The sequence below is a fragment of the Rasiella sp. SM2506 genome, assembly GCF_050859505.1.
Taxonomy (GTDB): Bacteria; Bacteroidota; Bacteroidia; order Flavobacteriales; family Flavobacteriaceae; genus Marinirhabdus.
In genome coordinates, this window is sequence record NZ_CP193934.1 from 840,708 (window position 1) to 859,617 (window position 18,910).

General features: G+C 39.2%; 13 protein-coding genes. 5 read left to right on the top strand and 8 right to left on the bottom strand.

The window, feature by feature from the left end; translation table 11 throughout:
* Positions 1-18 precede the first annotated feature (18 nt).
* Complete coding sequence (locus ACQ2HF_RS03865) at positions 19-732, top strand: 3'-5' exonuclease (protein WP_432412207.1); 714 nt, start codon at positions 19-21, stop codon at positions 730-732.
* Positions 733-996: 264 nt separating this feature from the next.
* Here ACQ2HF_RS03865 and ACQ2HF_RS03870 read toward each other — a convergent pair whose 3' ends face one another.
* Positions 997-4,941, bottom strand: coding sequence for a M36 family metallopeptidase (locus ACQ2HF_RS03870; protein WP_432412208.1), 3,945 nt, complete (start codon positions 4,939-4,941; stop codon positions 997-999).
* Positions 4,942-5,416: 475 nt separating this feature from the next.
* Here ACQ2HF_RS03870 and ACQ2HF_RS03875 point away from each other — a divergent pair, with 475 nt between their 5' ends.
* A complete protein-coding gene (locus tag ACQ2HF_RS03875) occupies positions 5,417-7,105 on the top strand; it encodes an ABC transporter ATP-binding protein (protein ID WP_432412209.1) in 1,689 nt (562 codons plus the stop codon).
* A gap of 391 nt (positions 7,106-7,496) precedes the next feature.
* Here the strand turns inward: ACQ2HF_RS03875 and ACQ2HF_RS03880 are convergent, their stop codons facing one another.
* From ACQ2HF_RS03880 to ACQ2HF_RS03905, 6 genes are all read right to left on the bottom strand, one after another.
* Entirely contained in the window at positions 7,497-8,153 is a 657-nt protein-coding gene (locus ACQ2HF_RS03880) for a CoA transferase subunit B (RefSeq protein WP_432412210.1), read from the bottom strand.
* Between the two features lie 91 nt (positions 8,154-8,244).
* On the bottom strand, positions 8,245-8,946 hold the full coding sequence (locus ACQ2HF_RS03885; protein ID WP_432412211.1) for a CoA transferase subunit A: 702 nt from the start codon (positions 8,944-8,946) through the stop codon (positions 8,245-8,247).
* 12 nt (positions 8,947-8,958) lie between these two features.
* Complete coding sequence (locus tag ACQ2HF_RS03890) at positions 8,959-11,274, bottom strand: penicillin-binding protein 1A (RefSeq protein ID WP_432412212.1); 2,316 nt, start codon at positions 11,272-11,274, stop codon at positions 8,959-8,961.
* Positions 11,275-11,276: 2 nt separating this feature from the next.
* Complete coding sequence (locus ACQ2HF_RS03895) at positions 11,277-11,765, bottom strand: gliding motility lipoprotein GldH (protein WP_432412213.1); 489 nt, start codon at positions 11,763-11,765, stop codon at positions 11,277-11,279.
* Positions 11,758-13,068 carry a PSP1 domain-containing protein gene (locus ACQ2HF_RS03900; RefSeq protein WP_432412214.1) on the bottom strand — a complete coding sequence of 437 codons (1,311 nt, stop codon included), beginning with the start codon at positions 13,066-13,068 and terminating at the stop codon, positions 11,758-11,760. The genes ACQ2HF_RS03895 and ACQ2HF_RS03900 overlap by 8 nt, the downstream gene beginning before the upstream one ends.
* Before the next feature lie 360 nt (positions 13,069-13,428).
* Positions 13,429-14,460 carry a rhodanese-related sulfurtransferase gene (locus ACQ2HF_RS03905; protein ID WP_432412215.1) on the bottom strand — a complete coding sequence of 344 codons (1,032 nt, stop codon included), beginning with the start codon at positions 14,458-14,460 and terminating at the stop codon, positions 13,429-13,431.
* Positions 14,461-14,620: 160 nt separating this feature from the next.
* Between ACQ2HF_RS03905 and recA the strand changes: the two genes are divergently transcribed.
* The 3 genes from recA (at position 14,621) to ACQ2HF_RS03920 (ending at position 17,870) form a co-directional block, all read left to right on the top strand.
* Complete coding sequence (gene recA / locus ACQ2HF_RS03910; protein ID WP_432412216.1) at positions 14,621-15,634, top strand: recombinase RecA; 1,014 nt, start codon at positions 14,621-14,623, stop codon at positions 15,632-15,634.
* 112 nt (positions 15,635-15,746) lie between these two features.
* Positions 15,747-16,280 (top strand): RNA polymerase sigma factor, encoded by a 534-nt coding sequence (locus ACQ2HF_RS03915; RefSeq protein ID WP_432412217.1) that lies wholly within the window; start codon positions 15,747-15,749, stop codon positions 16,278-16,280.
* A 69-nt stretch (positions 16,281-16,349) separates the two neighbouring features.
* Positions 16,350-17,870 (top strand): hypothetical protein, encoded by a 1,521-nt coding sequence (locus tag ACQ2HF_RS03920; protein WP_432412218.1) that lies wholly within the window; start codon positions 16,350-16,352, stop codon positions 17,868-17,870.
* Between the two features lie 245 nt (positions 17,871-18,115).
* On the opposite strand, the gene ACQ2HF_RS03925 is transcribed toward ACQ2HF_RS03920, so the two are convergent.
* Positions 18,116-18,859, bottom strand: a complete 744-nt coding sequence (locus ACQ2HF_RS03925) for a lysophospholipid acyltransferase family protein (RefSeq protein WP_432412219.1) — start codon at positions 18,857-18,859, stop codon at positions 18,116-18,118.
* Between the last annotated feature and the right edge of the window lie 51 nt (positions 18,860-18,910).

An 18,910-nucleotide genomic window follows, 5' to 3' on the forward strand; every position in this document is an offset into this window, starting at 1 on the left:
CTCTATTATTTAAATCCTATGTTGAAACGCATTACCCTCGAACATATCCTGTTTTTGGATATTGAGACCGTTCCGCAGCACCTAAGTTTTCAGGAGCTGGACGAAACTACACAAGCTCTTTACGAGCAGAAAACCAAGTACCAAAGAAAAGACGATTATACTGCCGAAGAATTTTACGACCGCGCGGGTATCTGGGCAGAATTTGGGATGATCGTCTGTATCTCGGTGGGATATTTTAAGATGCAGGGAGATGTTCGTAATTTTCGAGTTACGAGTTTTCACGGCGAGGAAATTTCATTGCTAACCGAATTTAAAACATTGCTGGAAACACACTTCAATAAACCACAACACCTATTATGCGCCCATAACGGCAAAGAGTTCGACTTTCCCTACATTGCCCGCAGAATGATTATTCACGGCATAGATTTACCCTTTAAACTGAATCTCTTCGGAAAAAAACCGTGGGAAGTTCCACATCTGGACACCCTGGAACTATGGAAGTTTGGCGACTATAAAACCTTCACTTCGCTGAAGTTGATGGCGCACGTTTTAGGCATTCCATCCCCCAAAGACGATATTGACGGTAGCCAGGTACGCAATGTGTTCTATGAAGAAAACGACATAGACCGAATTATTATCTACTGTGAAAAAGATACAGTTACGGTAGCTCAAATCATTCTCAAACTTCGGAATGAAACCCTGTTGGAAGAGGATGAAGTGCTTTCGGTGTAGGGTTTTTAGTTATAGCTTCGGCTTGAAAATCCCCCTTCCGAATTTTGGATTCAAGATAGGAAATTCCATCAATCCTTTTTACCAAAATTTACCTTCCCCCGAGTCGCGGTTTAATAGACAGTAGCTTCATTTAAAATTGCTGCCCGCTGGGGGAAGGAGCTAATTTAGGCTTTTCAACTTCGATTTCGATTTCAGAAAAGCAAAAGCCCGCTCCTTTTAAAAGGAGCGGGCTTTCTTTCGTTAAACGTTAAGTTTACTGTGACGTTATTCTTTTATAAAACGTTCCACAAACTTCTTGCCTTCTTCGGCGTGTACTTCAATCATATACATTCCGCTTTGTAAGCTGGAAACATCAATTTTTGAAGTAAAATTACCTGAAAGCACTCGCTGACCAATCATATTGAATATTACAAAATTTGTTGGTTCTGCTTCGGAAATTTCAATATTTACAACCCCTCTATTAACAGGGTTTGGATATAAAGTAAATCCTGAAACTGAAGTGTTATTATTAATATCACCATTGCTTCCGTTAGGTCCAAAGCTTGCTGGGATTACTACGGTGTAATCTTCAACTTCGCCATAGGTAAACGACTCACACGCCGTTGGAACACCGTTGTATTTCATAGAAACACGCATTCTGGTTGCTCCAGCAGAAGCACCTGCAGGGATGTTAAACGATCCTGTAATTGGTGTTGCTGTGGTTGCAGCTCGGCTGTATGCCAATTCACCTGCATCAGTAAAGTCACCATCACGATTCCAGTCTACAAATACAGCATAGCCTTCAGAATATACAGTCCCAGTCCATCTTGGCGTAATTGTAATAGAATTACTACTGCTCAAGTTGGTTGAAAGGCTTGTAAAATCGCCATATCCACCTGCAGAAGCTCCCGACGCATTGTTAATGCTTCCTAGTTGCACACGTTGGATATACTCATCGCTCGTATTGTTTCCGTTAGAAGCACAGTATCCTGTTGGAGCAGGACCACCGCCACCGCCACCGGCAGTTACTGAAATACCATCAATAGCAACATCTGCTTGCCAGGTACTTCCTGTTACACGATTAAAACGTAGCTGTACTGTTCCACCAACATACGCATCTAAGCTTACACTGTTAGCGTTCCATTGGTTTCCTTTGTTTCCAGTTGCACTCCAGATGGATGTCCAAGAACTTCCGTCTGTACTAGCTTCCAACGCAAGGCTTCCCATATCGGTAGCACCATACATATGATAATTAAAGCTGAATGTTGCAGTAGTTTCAGCCGATAAATCTACACAAGGTGAATTTAAGATCGCACGCTTGTTAGGATATCCGGTTCCGTCACCTGAAGCTTCTACATACATATAGAAAGATCCTGGAGCACCCGTTGCTGGGCCTGTTCCCGTTGAAGGAGTTCCAGCAGAATCTCTGGTCCAATTGATATCGTCTGCAGTACTTTGCGTCCACGCTCCTATCGAGCTTTCAAAGCTTTCAGAATACCCAACAGACACCCCATTGGTACATCCGCCACCTCCGCCACCACCGGTAGTGGTTGCGTTTACAGTATTACTTAACGCTGAATTATTTCCTGCAGCATCAAATGCACGTACTTGGAAACTATAGGTTGTTGCAGCGATTAAACTAGTTATGTTAGCTGTATTTGTAGCTACTGTACCTAAAGCTGAACCATTCATAAATACCTCATATCCAGTAACGCCTACATTATCGTTAGAGGCATTCCAGTTTAACGTAAGTGATGTATTGGCAATATTAGAAGCCGCCAAACTTGTTGGTACCGTTGGTGCTTGTGTATCTGCCACGTTTCCACCTTCCATTTCAAAAGCGTCTAAAGCAATATCTGCTTGCCAAGTGCTTCCTGTTACACGATTAAATCGCATACGGAAGTTACTTTCACCGGCATACGTTCCTAGAGCTATACTTTCAGCATTCCATTGGTTGCCTTTATTGCCTGTTTGGTTCCAGATAGAACTCCAAGAAGCACCATCGTCTGTACTTACTTCAAGATCTATACTTCCCATATCTGCAGCGCCAAACATATGGTAGCTGAAGTTAAAAGTCGCATCGTTCTGAGCACTTAAATCGTAACAAGGAGAGTTTAAAATTGCTCTCTTGTTAGGGAAATTAGGATCTGAAGCTTCTACATACATATAAAAACTTCCTGCGGCACCCGTTGTAGGTCCTGTATTTGCTGAAGGTGTCCCAGCTGAATCTCTAGTCCAATCTAAATCGTCTTGAGTAGATTGTGACCAATTACCTAAGTTAGTTTCAAAACTTTCGGCAGCTGGATATGTAGAAACTGTTCCTGAACACGCTTCTGGTGTTGGAGGGCCTGTACAACCACTTACAAAAGATGTTGTTTGATCTGTATTGGTGTTTGTTCCACCATTGGTGTTTTCATTGGCATTCAAACCAACGCCTCTGGCAGCAAAAACATCCCAGATTAAACAGTTGTATTGTCCGCCGTATAAATCCTGATCTGCTTGTAAAATACCATCACGTCCTGAAACAAATCCAGGGTTGTTCGCTGTATTTTTTAAGCCTTCAACAACTAACGCCATGGCGATGTTGTTACCTCCAGTTCCATTATAGAAATCGGTATCAAAACCTTCCTGAGCGATTAACGCCCACGTCATATCCCAAAGCACCGTCGCCCAGGCATATCCTACACCGTGAGGTACCGCAAGACCATTAATATCTCCGTAGGTTGTTCCGTTAATAGAGGTGTTAGTTGAGTAAGGCGTTGGTCTAATTCCTCCACCATTAGTGTTTTCACCTAATGCAAAGTTACCAATACCACGCGCATCGCTTCCGCTATCGCCTGTTTTCATAGTAAGCATAAGACCGAAAAAGTCACTCCATCCTTCGCCCATTTGCTCAGATCCACCCAATGCGTTGGTTCCTGGACCTCCTACTAAACGTGTAGAGATTCCGTGACCATATTCGTGAGCGATAATTCCGTTGTCAAAATCACCATCGGTTTGTGGGTTGGTAGTAGTCCATAAAAACATTTGCATTCTTGGGTTAGATCCGTCTGGCGGCGTTCCAAAGTTTGCATTGTTCGTTCCACTACCATCTTGTGCATCTGCAGTTACGCTGTCGCTTCCTGCGCCACCTTTTCCGTAGTTGTTTTCTTGGAAATTACCAGAAGCTTCGTTAAAACCATATTGGTAGTAAACATCATGCATAATGTTGTTCCAGTAGAACAAGTTTGTAATTGCAGCATCCCGATACGTACTTGGTTGATTGTTAAAGTTAACAGGATAGTTAAAATCTAACCCGGCACCTCCGTTAGGAGAATATCCAGTACCGTTGTTTCCATTCGCATCTTCCATTGCCCAGCAATTGTTACCGCGTGTAATGGTATATTCGGCACCATTGGCGCCGTTGGTATCATGCCATCCAAAAGGAGAAGCATTCAAATCTTGAGGATCGTTCACCACGGTTCTTGCGCCGTCTAATGGACTTTCCTTTGGCATGGCGTATACATTGTAGCTTTCTCCTGCTAGCATATTTGCAGGTCCTTCCACAATAACTATATCTTCTAAAGATGTACTTGCTTTATCGTGGTTATGAGTTTCGTGAGCATCGCCCCAGTTACAAGAGATTACCCAGTCTTCAGTTCTAAGAATTTGACCGTTGGTAGCGTCAATATTTTCACTCCACCAGTGCTGGCCGTCTGTTTGGTAATAGCTTACGTTCCAAACTAAGCGAAGTTGCCCTTCATATAATTGAAACATAGACTGTACTTTAATAGGGGCTCCCGCCGCCGCATTGTCTTCAAAAACGTACACATCTTGTGCATTTTTTGTTCCGTTTAATGTGGGGCGTTTTAGGTTGTGAGCTTGAACCGTTTTCATAACAGCATCCTGTGCAGAAAGAGAAGCACTGGAAGTAGCTACTTTATTTTGGATATCGGTTATAAACTGATCGATTTTAAAAATAACCTTTCCATTTTTTACTGAAAATTTATACGACGCAAACTGAATAGGGATATTGTTGTAGAGTTGCTGTACGTATACGTGCTGAACTTCTGGATTTAGGGAAGGCACCACATCTGTGATTTTCCATTGGTTTAAATCTGCACCTTTAAAGTTGGATTCTCCTTTAAGGATGTTAAAATAGTTTTGCACAACCGCTTCTGGAGCGCTTTGTGAAAACGAAACTAGCCCTGTGGTTACGAGTGCTAGTGCAAAGAGATAAAATTTTCTCATAATGATAGTTTGAATTAATGGTTAATTAAAGTAGGTCTCTCATACGATTAAATACTGTATGGTAATGGGTCGTTTCTTGAATAGTTTGGAAGATTTCCGTCAGAAGAACTGAAATTGAATCATAAATTTTAACGTTTAAACAGCGTAAATACTCGATTAAGTCAACAATATCTTAATCCTAAGATATTTAAATATTCCTTTGTTTTACTATAATTAATTAGCAATAAATCAATTATAGTTGTTTAATTTTATACAAAGAGCAACAAATAAACTATTTATTTACGAATATCAAAATTTTATTCGATGAAATGCATTAAGTTTTTTTTAACAATAAGGCCCGTAACGTTAAAATCCTACAAAAACACTAGGGTGTGTATAATTTTTATACACTTTCGAGCATAAAATTGTACATTTAAATTTTTTGACTTTACGATTTATACTAAAAACGCCCTATATTAAATTGTATCTTTGAAAGATGTCCGAAAAAAGCCTGCTTCGTATAGAAAATCTCTCTATTTCCTTCGGAAGTAGAAAAGAGCAGGTGGAAGTTATTCACGATATCTCCTTTAAAATCAGCGCTAATGAAATCGTTGGAATTGTGGGAGAATCTGGTTCTGGGAAATCTGTGACCTCCTTGGCTCTTATGGGTTTATTGCCTAAAAAAACCTCGTTTGTTACGGGAACCATACAATTTCAGGAGCAACATATCATTAGGTTGAAGGAAAAAGAATTTCAAAAAATACGTGGAAATGAAATCTCCATGATTTTCCAAGAACCTATGAGTGCTTTAAATCCTTCTTTATCATGTGGGTTTCAAGTGGCTGAAATTTTAAAAAATCATACTTCTTTATCTTCTTCCGAAGTAAGGAAGGAAACCCTTCAGCTTTTTGAAAAAGTAAAGCTCCCTCGTCCCAACGAAATATATAGCAGCTATCCACACCAAATAAGCGGTGGGCAAATGCAACGCGTGATGATTGCCATGGCAATTGCCTGCAAACCCAAATTACTGATTGCAGACGAGCCTACAACCGCTTTAGACGTTACAGTACAAAAGGAGATTTTACTACTCCTTAAAGAATTACAGAAAGAAACAGGGATGAGTCTTATTTTTATCTCTCATGATTTAAGTTTGGTTTCAGAAATAGCAGATCGAGTATTAGTAATGTACAAAGGTGATTTGGTAGAAGAGGGAACGGTAACTCAAATATTCAAATTTCCGAAGGCAGACTATACCAAAGCACTTTTAGCGTCCAGGCCTACATTGGGTGAGCGCTTAGAGCAATTGCCTACGATTGCTTCTTTGGCAGACAATTCCTTTACAAAAGTAATAGTCACCCCAAGTCAACGCGCACAGCAACACAAAAAGATATATACCCAAGAACCCTTGCTTAAAATCACCAACGTATCTAAAGAATATTATAGCAATGGCGGTGTATTCTCTAAAAAAAGAACGGTGAAGGCGGTAGATGGTATAAGTTTTTCCGTTTTTGAAGGTGAGACGTTAGGTTTGGTAGGAGAATCTGGATGCGGAAAATCTACTCTTGGGAAAACAATTTTACAATTAGAAAAAGCGACTAAAGGACATATATTTTATAAAGGAAAAGATTTAACCCTACTTTCAAAATCTGAAATTCGACAACTTCGGAAAGAAATACAACTTATTTTTCAGGATCCATATTCATCTTTAAACCCACGTATACCCATTGGAGAAGCCCTTATGGAGCCTATGGCGGTGCACCGTATTGAAACGTCTGCAAGAAAGAGAAAAAAGCGTGTCTTAGAATTGCTAACGCGAGTGGGACTGGACGAAACGTATTTTTATAGATATCCACACGAGCTCTCAGGCGGACAACGCCAGCGCGTTGGGATTGCTCGCACTATAGCTTTGGAACCCAAACTGGTTATTTGTGATGAGTCTGTTTCGGCTTTGGATATTTCGGTGCAAGCACAAGTATTAAATTTGCTGAACGAACTTAAAGAAGATTTTGGCTTTACCTATATATTTATCTCCCACGATCTGGCAGTAGTAAAATTTATGGCAGACCAATTGTTAGTAATGAATCAAGGAAAAATAGAAGAATTAGGGGATGCAGACGAGATTTATGCAAATCCTACAAAGGAGTACACCAAGAAACTCATTGACGCTATTCCGAAAGGGATATAAAAAATCCCGTTCTAACCTCACAAAGAACGGGATCTATATTTGAATCTATGATAGATTCGGGGGTAATCACTCTGAAATGCTACCAAACGGTAGCTGAAATTTTTACATTAACAAAAAAACTTTTTTCGCTAAGTACATCATGCTTCTCAATAACTTGAAAGTACTTTTTACATTTTTAATAATAAATAACATAAGTAGGTTTTTTGGTTCATTAATTTTGGGACTGCTAATATGCGTCAAATATTAAATAAAGACGTTTAAATACATATATTTTCGATGAAATGCATATATTTTTAACATTACAGATAAATATATAGGCAATTTCCTACTTTTTTAACACAAAAAACCTCATCTATGGATGAGGTTTTACTGGTACTTTTTCGCAAATTTCTTATAAAATCATCTCTGGAACATTCGCCGGAATTATCATATCACCTTCAGTGGCCGTCTTTATTTCTTCTACCGAAACTCCAGGAGCGCGCTCCAACAAATGGAATTTTCCATCTCTAATTTCTAATACCGCTAGATTGGTAACAATTTTTTTTACGCAGTTCACACCTGTTAATGGAAGTGAACATTCTTTGAGCATTTTAGAGTCGCCTGCACGATTGGTATGCATCATGGCTACAATAATATTTTCGGCAGAAGCTACCAAATCCATAGCACCACCCATTCCTTTTACCATCTTACCCGGGATTTTCCAGTTAGCAATATCTCCATTTTGGGCTACTTCCATAGCACCTAGTATAGTTAGGTCTACGTGTTGCCCGCGAATCATAGAAAAACTAGTAGCCGAATCAAAAAACGAAGCTCCGGGCAATGCCGTAATAGTTTGTTTTCCTGCGTTGATCAAATCTGGATCTTCTTCCCCTTCAAAAGGGAAGGGGCCCATGCCCAAAATACCGTTTTCGCTCTGAAAATCTACTTCTATATCGTCACGCACAAAATTGGCCACTAACGTAGGGATTCCAATCCCAAGGTTTACGTAATATCCATTTTTTACTTCTTTGGCAATGCGTTGTGCGATTTGTTCTTTTGTTAAAGCCATAACTAATTTGAAGATTTAAAAGTATTTTATTCTCTGCATCTTTTGCGGTTTAAAGCTTCGCCGCGGAGGCATAAAAAATGCAAAGTGTATATTATTGTTTTTGTCTTACGGTACGTTGCTCAATACGCTTTTCATACTTCTCTCCTTGAAAAATGCGTTGCACGAAGATTCCAGGAATATGGACCTCATTAGGATCCAGGCTTCCTGCGGGTAGCAATTCTTCAACCTCGGCCACAGTTATTGTTGCGGCACCTGCCATATTTGGGTTAAAATTACGAGCGGTTCCTTTAAAAATAAGATTTCCTGCTTCGTCTCCTTTCCATGCTTTTACAAAAGCAAAATCGGCTTTAAAGGCATGTTCTAAAATATGCATTTTACCATTAAACTCTCTGCTTTCCTTCCCTTCAGCTACTTCGGTACCATAACCTGCTGGGGTATAAAATGCAGGAATACCGCTTTGAGCTGCTCTGGCACGTTGTGCGAGGGTACCCTGTGGGATTAATTCTACATCCAATTCTCCACTTAGCATTTGGCGCTCAAATTCAGCATTTTCGCCTACATAGGAAGAGATCATTTTCTTTATTTGTTTTTTCTGAAGTAACAATCCCAAGCCAAAATCATCAACACCAGCATTGTTTGAAATGCACGTCACATCATTTACATTTAAACGAACCAGTTCAGCAATGGCATTTTCTGGAATTCCACTAAGTCCAAATCCGCCAAGCATAAAGGTCATGCCATCTGCTACACCTTGGCAAGCTTCGGTTACGTTGGCTACTTTTTTATTAATCATATTATTTTCTTATTAAAAATCAAATTCATCTGGAATCTCATCACCATTGCCATTATTTTTATAGTCACTACAATTTGTTATAATAGAAAGGTTTTTCGGTCTTTTAAAACCGTCTGTTGAAATGTTTAGCTCTTCATTGGCATAACAACTTTTCATATACATACCCCATATTGGTAACGCCATGGTAGCTCCCTGCCCATAAGAAGTGCTTGCAAAATGAGTGGCACGATCTTCTCCACCAACCCAAACTCCAGTAACTAAATTGGGAACAATGCCCATAAACCAGCCGTCACTATTATTTTGTGACGTACCTGTTTTACCAGCAATTGGATTTGTTAAATTATAGGGGTACCCTGTAACTACATTATCGTATAGTTTTGAACTTCGCCCCGCTCCTCTTAATCGGGAACCCGAACCGGATTGTGTTACTCCTTCCATTAAACTTAACGTTACGTAAGCTGTTTCGTCACTCATCACATCTCTTGTCTCCGGTACATTTTGATATAGCACGGTTCCGTTTTTGTCTTCTATTCTAGTAATTAATGTTGGCTTTATATAAACTCCTTCGTTGGCAAACGTACTATACGCACCTACCATTTCGTATAAAGAAACATCTGCCGTACCTAATGCAATGGATGGAGCCTCGGGAATGTTCGAAATATCTACTCCCATTTTCTCTACTAAATCTATAACAGGTTTAGGCCCTACTCTATCAATAAGCCTGGCGGTAATGGTATTTACCGATTGTGCCAAAGCCTGTTTCAAATTCATCATAGCCCCGTAATCACCTCCTGCATTTTTTGGGGTCCAGGGTTTAAGCAATCCATATTTTCCAGCTTCAATAGTAAAAGGGGTGTTCGGTAACGTATCACAAGGCGACATATGCATTTGGTCTATCGCCGTAGCGTATACAAAAGGTTTAAAGGTAGAGCCAATCTGGCGCTTCCCTGTTTTTACCATATCGTATTTAAAGTTTTTATAGTCTGCTCCACCTACCCAGGCTTTTACTTCGCCCGTTGTTGGGTCCATAGACATCATTCCTGCTCGTAAAATACTTTTATAGTACCGTAGGGAATCCATTGGCGTCATGATGGTGTCCTTATACCGCTCCTCATTTTCCCAGGTAAAAATGCGCATCTTTGTTTTTTTCTTGAAACTGGCAATGATTTCTTTTTCAGACTTCCCTTGCTTTTGTAGTTCCCTCCAGCGATCGCTTCGGCGCATACCAGAGTTCATGATACTGGCTGTTTCTTCTTCATTGATATCTCGGAAGGGGGCTGTTTTATTTTTCTTATTTTGGATGTCGAATTCTTTTTGAAGATTTATCATATGCTTTATCACAGCGTCTTCGGCATATTCCTGCATTTTTGAATCTAAGGTTACAAACACCTTCATGCCATCACTATCAATATTGTAAAAGCTTCCATCAGGTTTCGGGTTTTCTTTAGCCCAATCTTTCATATACCCACGAACATATTCTCGGAAATACGTCGCTAAACCTTCATTATGATCCTGTGGTGTAAACTTTACATTCAGCGGAAGGGCTTGCAGCGAATCCTTTACTTGTTCAGTTATATAATCATACTTCGCCATTTGTGCAAGCACTACGTTTCTTCGATTTTTAACGCCTACTGGATTCCGCACTGGATTGTATAAAGACGAATTTTTGAACATTCCAACAAGCATGGCAGACTCTACAGTAGTGAGCTCGGAAGGAGGTTTATCAAAATAGATGTTTGCAGCACTTTCAATACCAATTGCCAAGTTCAAGAAATCGTAGGTATTAAAATACATGGTGATGATTTCATCTTTGGTGTACCTGCGTTCCAAACGAGTTGCAATCACCCATTCTTTAAATTTTTGTAGTATTCTTGAAAAAGTATTTTTAGACGCCTGTCCCACAAATAGCTGTCTTGCCACTTGCTGTGAAATAGTGCTTGCGCCCCCCTTACTACCTAAAGATGCTGCAGCCCTAAGGGTTCCCCTAACATCGATACCGCTATGATCATAAAAACGTATATCTTCGGTTGCAATAAGTGCATTTACCAAGTGGTCTGGCAACTCTTCAAACTGAACCGGTGTGCGATTGTCTTTAAAAAACTTTCCAATCACTACGCCATCTGTAGATACAATTTGCGTTGCCAGGTCCTTTTCCGGGTTTTCATATTCAGCGGGATCTGGTAATTTGCCAAAGACGCCCCACGAAGCCAATAAAAATACTAAGAATATAAAAAATATGCCACCGCCTAGAATGAACCATACGGTTTTAGCGTGCTTCTTGTTTGAAGCCTGTGTACTTTTCTTTGTTGTTTTTTTTGTAGTTGCCATACTTAAGGGGATTGTGTCACTTCTTCAATACTAATTCCTACATCGGTTATTCCTGATAATTGGCTAACGCCCTCTCTTTCGCCGTTATTGCGTACTGCCTGTGTTAGAATGATGTTATAGTTTCCATTTTCTGAAAATTGTATCTTTTCTCGTAACCATAATTTGTTTTCTTTTACACTGCCTATCCCTTCTCCCATCCATTTCCCATTGGGATGTGCCATCTTATATTCCAAAGTATCTGTAATTGTTTTCCCGTGTGGAAATTCAATAGCCGCAATAAGGAATATATTGTTAAATGGATAGTCATTGGTATTACGCAAATTGATAAAAACATTATAGTTTTTCAAAGAATCCAAGGTAGAAACTGTAAAAATCACCTCTTCCTGTTTATCCCATGTACCAGCAACAGATTGAGTTTCACTCCAAACTACATTGCTATCGCAGGCCGAGCAAAACACCAAAATAACTACTGCTACAAAAACATTACGCATTGTTCTTCGGTTTTGGTTTTGGTCTTCTTTTTTTGTTTTGTGTTGTTCCTGTTTTAGGAGCATTCCCTTGTTGTGTATTGCTGTCTTTGCTTTGGGGTTTCTTTTTGTTGCGATTGTTTTGATCTTTACTAGCTGTATTACTAGTGTCTTTGCTGGTATTTTTATTACGATTCCCGCTGCTTTTCTTTCTTCTGCTGTTTTTAGACGGCTTCGGTCTATCAAATCGTGTAAGACTATCTTGACCTACCACATCGCTGTATACTTTTTCGCTGGAAATTACAACGTCTTCGATATACTCTTCAAGACTTGCTACGGTATTCCCTTTTTTGTTAATGGCAATGATTTCGTTTACTTTTTCAACTTTTAAGGTATGCCAATTCATTCCGTCTTTTTCATAAACGAACCACATAAGTCCTTTAAAAATATCCGTTTTTTGGCAATAGGCATTTCCTTTATCGGTTTTCAGTTTTATGTCGCTTTTCGGAAAAATCTCTAAGGCTTCCAGATACATATCCAGTTCATAATTGAGGCAACATTTCAGCTTTCCACATTGCCCTGCCAATTTTTGCGGATTTAAACTCAGTTGTTGATATCTAGCAGCCGATGTGTTTACAGACCTAAAATCTGTTAACCACGTAGAACAACACAACTCACGTCCACAAGAACCAATGCCACCTAACCGTGCTGCTTCTTGCCGTAGCCCCACCTGCTTCATCTCAATACGGGTGTTGAACGTACGTGCAAATTCTTTAATTAATTGACGGAAATCTACCCGTTCTTCTGCCGTATAATAGAAAATAGCTTTAGAACCATCCCCTTGAAATTCAATATCGCTCAATTTCATCTGTAGACCAAGTCTAATAGCAATTTCGCGTGATCTTTTCTGAATATCGGCTTCACGATCTCTACATTCTTGCCAAATGTCGATATCTTTCTGAGTGGCTTTTCGGTATATTTTTGGGAGTGCAGGAATGTCTATGGTTTCCTTTTTCTTCTTCATTTGAACGCGCACCAATTCGCCAGTGAGCGTTACCATCCCAATATCATGGCCTGGAGAGGCTTCGGTTGCCACGGTATCTCCAATAGAAAGGGAGAGTTTATCTGGATTTTGGTAAAAGTGTTTGCGCCCGTTCTTAAAACGAACCTCAACCGCGTTAAACGGTTCCTGATTGCCAGGAAGCGACATATTTGAAAGCCAATCGAACACCGTTAATTTGTTACAGCCATCGGTGCCGCAAGTACCATTGTTCTTGCAACCCTTTGGCTGTCCGTTGGCGCCTGTGGCACAGCTGGTACAGCCCATAATTAGTATATATATAGTGGAGGTGATTGAAAAACCGTTCAAGCATTACTAATAGTGCAGTTTCATTAGGTTTCGACTGCGCTCAACCAGACATCGTTCTTCGGTTTATTCAATAAAACCCCTCGAAAATTAAACAAACGTTTTAATAGGTAAAGATACCAAATATATTGACGATGTACGATTGACACTATACGATTTGTTGAAATTGGAAAAACGAAATTGGAAATCGGACGAAAGAGAAGTACGAGGCGCGAACGACGAATAGGGAATTGGGGAAAATAAAAAACTCACCACTCAAAGCGAAGCGCTCTCACCACTCACCACTACAAGCGAAGCGTCCTACCCGCTACCAACTACACACTATTTCTTATACTTCAGCTTCTCGCTACGCCCTTTTTTGAATATCTTATTACTGTTATGAGTACCACTGCGGAGTTTTTTTTGTTCTTCGTAGGGCAATTGGATTATATTTTGACACTCCGTAGAGCAACAATGCTGCATGGCTTCCGCACAATTTTTACATTGAATAAATAAAAGGTGACACGCTTCATTAGCACAATTTTCGTGAGTATCGCAAGGGGTTCCACATTGATGGCAATGAGAAATCACATCTTCTGAAATGCGTTCTCCACGACGATGATCGAATACAAAGTTTTTGCCCAAAAATTTATTTTCTAACCCATTCATTGAAACTTGACGCGCATATTCAATAATACCACCTTCCAGCTGAAATACATTTTTAAAACCCTTGTGTTTATAATATGCACTTGCTTTTTCACAACGGATACCACCCGTACAGTACATGACCAATTTTTTATGTTCTTTGTGGTCTTTTAAATTTTCTTCAATAATATCCAGACTATCCCGAAACGTATCTACATCTGGTGTGATGGCGCCTTTAAAGTGGCCTATTTCGCTTTCGTAATGGTTCCGCATATCTACCAAAACAGTATCCGGATCTTCTAGGAGTTGGTTGAAACCTTCGGCATCTACGTGAATTCCTTTGTTGGTAACATCGAAAGTGGCATCGTTTAAACCGTCGGCTACAATTTTATCACGCACTTTTACTTTCAGCTTTAAAAACGATTTTAGGTCGTGCTCAATGGCTATGTTTAGACGGACGTTTTCTAAGAAATAGATTCCGTCGAGGAAGTTTTTAAAAGCTTCAAAGTTTTTCGCAGGTACCGAAAGTTGTGCGTTAATACCTTCGTGTGCTACATAAATACGGCCCAGAACCGCCAAGGCATCCCAAGCGATAAACAAATGGTTTCTAAAAAGTTCGGGGTTGCCTAGTTTGGCATATTGATAAAAAGAAAGGGTTAAACGTTCTTCGCCGGCTTCTTCCAGCATGGTGGCCCTTTCTATCGCACTCATTTTATTGTACAGTTGCATGCTATACTAATTTTAGGGTGTTAAAGAATTGTTTTGAAGCGTCAAAATTACGGCTTTCCTTAGTGTTAACAAAAAATTTAATTCCGCCAAGCTTCTGGTTGTTGTAAACACAAAGAAATAGTATTTTTACTGTTTAGACTCCCCAATAAATAATCACAACATGAGCACAGATAAAGAAAAAGAAGCAAAATTAAAAGCACTCAAGCTTACCCTTGACAAAATGGACAAGACCTACGGAAAAGGTGCTGTTATGAAAATGGGCGATCGCGCCGTACAAGAAGTAGAAGTAATCTCAACGGGGTCTTTAGGATTGGACGTAGCCCTAGGGGTTGGCGGGTATCCTCGAGGTAGAGTTATTGAAATATATGGACCGGAATCTTCAGGTAAAACCACATTAACCCTACACGCCATTGCTGAAGCACAGAAAAAAGGAGGTATCGCAGCTTTTATAGATGCGGAGCACGCTTTTGATCGCTATTATGCTGAAAAATTAGGTGTAGATATTGAAAATCTTATTATTTCCCAACCAGACAATGGAGAACAAGCACTGGAGATTACAGATAATTTAATACGCAGTGGTGCCATAGATATTATTGTAATTGACTCTGTAGCCGCCTTGACGCCAAAAAGTGAAATCGAGGGCGAAATGGGTGATAGCAAGATGGGACTACACGCCAGATTGATGTCGCAAGCGCTTAGAAAATTAACGGGATCAATCAGTAAGACCAACTGTACCGTTATTTTTATTAACCAATTGCGTGAAAAGATTGGCGTAATGTTTGGAAATCCTGAAACCACTACAGGTGGTAACGCCTTGAAGTTTTACTGTTCGGTGCGTTTGGACATACGACGTTCTACACAAATTAAAGATAGCAATAGTGCCGTATTAGGAAACAAGACCCGAGTAAAAGTGGTGAAAAATAAAGTAGCACCACCCTTTAAAACAGCCGAGTTTGATATTATGTACGGTAAAGGAATCTCTAAAGTAGGAGAGATTATTGATCTTGGTGTAGATTTCGAAATCATTAAAAAAGCAGGCTCTTGGTTTAGTTATGACGAAACCAAACTAGGACAAGGAAGAGATGCTGTAAAAGCACTTCTTTTGGACAATCCAGAGTTGATGGATGAACTAGAAATAAAAATAAAAGACTCTATTGCCGCGTTAAACGAATAATTTATAACTTTTTAACGCAACCCTACCTGTTTCAGGGTATCTACGCAATGTAGAAGCCTGAAAACAGCTGTGTTGTCCTAACCAAAACAACCACTAACCATAGCAACTACGTTTGACATTAGACGAGCTCATACAAAAATGTAAGCAGCAAGATGTAAAAGCGCAAGGTGCATTGTACCAACAATACTCCGGAGTTTTATTTTCCATCTGTTTGCGGTATTCGCCCAATCATACAGAGGCCGAAGACAATCTGCAAGATGCATTTATAACCATTTTTGCTAAAGTTGGGCAGTTTAAAGACAAAGGCTCTTTTGAAGGCTGGATGAAACGCATCACAGTAAACACGGTGCTCCAAAAATATAGAAAGCAAAAAGTTTTCAATATTAAAGAAGAAGCCAATATAGAGCAGCCCGAAGATGAAGATGTAGTGATTGAAAGTGAAGTGCCTTTAAAATATCTGTTGCAGATAATCCAAGAATTACCAGATAGGTATCGATTGGTGTTTTCCATGTATGTTTTGGATGGGTATCAACATAAAGAGATAGCAGAAATGTTAGGAATTAGTGATGGTACGTCTAAGTCTAATCTAGCACGTGCGAGAGGAATATTAAAAAAGAAAGTAGAACAGTATAAAGACAGCCAATGAGTGTAATTACTAATTAACTAGTTTACGAAGTAACCAATACATAAGTCATTCCCCCATAATGGACTTACAATGAAAGAAAAAAAACACATAGACCAACTCTTCAAAGAGCAGTTTCAAGATTTTGAAGCTACTCCTTCTCCTCTTGTTTGGGACCGTATAGAGGCCCAACTACAAGAGAAGAAAAAAGAACGCCGTGTGATTCCGCTTTGGTGGCGTGTGGCAGGTGTGGCGGCACTCATCGCTTTATTACTTGCCGTTGGACTTTCGCTTTTCAATACTACCACTTCGCCTTCCAATGAAATTGTAACTGAAGATTTAAATATTAAAGACAATACAAATACTACTGAAGCTGCTCAGGAAGAAAACAAAATAGATGCCAATGAAACTATTACTAATGAAGCCCAGGTAGCTTCAGAAGAAAATGAAATAAATACTGCTGAAGATAACAGCAACCAAACCAACAAGTTAAAAACTGAAACTATTTCAGATAAAAAATCTAACAAAGAGTACAACAAGCCAAAGAATGCTTCAACTACCTATAACACGACTAGTGAAGGCGTAGCAACCTCAAACAAACCTAAAAATGCTACTCAAAAATCCTCTGAAACTACCCAAAACCCCTTGGTGAAGGACCCCAATACGGTAGTTTCAGGCAATGAGGCTGTTGCTAAAACTGAAAAAAATACAGATTATTTAATTCCTCCCGAAAAGAATAGTATAAACCCTACTAAAGAATTAGATAGCAATACTGCAGTTACCGAAACTTCAGAAAATAAAGTTCCCGAAGAAAGCAAAAAATCTATTTTCGATGCTATTGAAGAAAACAAAAATTTAGAAGATGCGGTTGCAGTAAAAGAGGGTCCTTCAAATCGCTGGGCAGTTTCTCCTAACGTAGGCCCTGTATATTATAGTTCCTTATCTGGCGGCTCTTCTATAGACCCTATGTTTTCGGATAACTCACAAAGCGGAAATGTTAATTTAAGTTATGGCGTTGCTGTAGATTACAACATCAATAAAAAATTAAGTATTCGCTCTGGTGTTAGTAATGTAAATCTAAGTTATGCAACGGGAGATGTACAGGTAGCTACCGCGCCAGTTGCTTTTGCTTTAAAAAATGTAGCATATAGCACTAACAGAAGCATTATTACTACAGTTGTAGACAAAGGCTCTATACCCCCTACACTGGGCAACAACGGACTTGACAATATAGTTCCCAAATCTACTGGTGGCAATGCAGAAATTAGCCAGCAATTACAATATTACGAAGTACCCCTCGAATTAAAATATGCCATAGTTAATAAAAAATTTGGCGTCAATATAATTGGAGGTATGAGTACTTTATTTTTAGGAAACAACGACATAGTAGTAAACGACGGAGAATTTAGAACCGTTCTAGGAGAAGCAAATAACTTGAATTCAATAAGTTTTACTTCGAACATTGGGCTTGGCTTTAATTACCAACTAAGCAAAAAATTTAGGTTTAATATTGAACCAATGTTCAAGTATCAACTCAATCCCTATACAGACAGCAATGTAGACTTTAAACCCTACTATTTAGGTGTGTATAGTGGATTGAGTTTTAAATTTTAGATATGCCCCGCTACATACTTTTTATTTTTGAGTCAGGTGGGTTTGTTTTATTTAGTTAAGTTGAACACCTGAAAACCAAAGTAGAAAAACCGTCTCCCGCCATAGAGATGGTTTTTTTATAGAACTTATTTTAACTTTTGTGACTTGATGAAGGTATTTGTACTTTGTATAGCTACAACTACGGAAAAGAATAATTGAAATTAGAGTGTAAAATATTTAATTAGTACGTTTAAAGAACTTCAGAATTAGTTCATCGTAGGGTTTTCTAATTCATCCAGCATTACTGCACGCACTTGCGCATTTATCTTACGCTTATCTTCTAACCCAAGCCCATCGGTTGGAATACTTTTTTGCGCCTTTACGCGCATTTTACCTGGACTTCCGCTTAAAAACGTGTACGAGAAACGTTTTTTATTATCGTGAAATATCATAGGCGCAATGGGAATGTGGTGTTCTATTGCTAATCGAAAGGCTCCGTCTTTAAAAGTATCCAGCAATATGTTTTCATTTTCTGGGACACCACCTTCTGGGAAAATACAAACGCTTAAACCCTGATTTAATTTATTTTGTGCTCTGGCGAACACATCTCTTCTACTTCTTGGGTTTTTTCTATCCACCAGAATACACGTACGCTTATAAAAGAAACCAAAAAGAGGAATTTTCGCCAGCTCAGCTTTGCCTACAAATACAAAAGGATTTTTAGTAGCATACAACATCAACATAACATCGGTCATGGAGGTATGGTTAGCCACAAACATATAACTCTGCCCTTTTTTATACTCTTCTTCTCTTTTGATAATAGGATAAAAACCCATCCCAAATAAAATAATAGTAGCCCAAATACGTGCTAATCGAAAGTAAAATGGATACCATTCCTCTCGAAGGATACTTATAAGCAAAAAGGGAAACATAATCACAATGGGCAATCCCAAGAGAATATAAAACCAAATGCGGTATAAGAAGCGTAGTATGTTTTTGAGTAATTTCATTAAGCACCAAAAATAGCGAATACTGTGCTACCAAAAGTCTAAAAAAAGTAA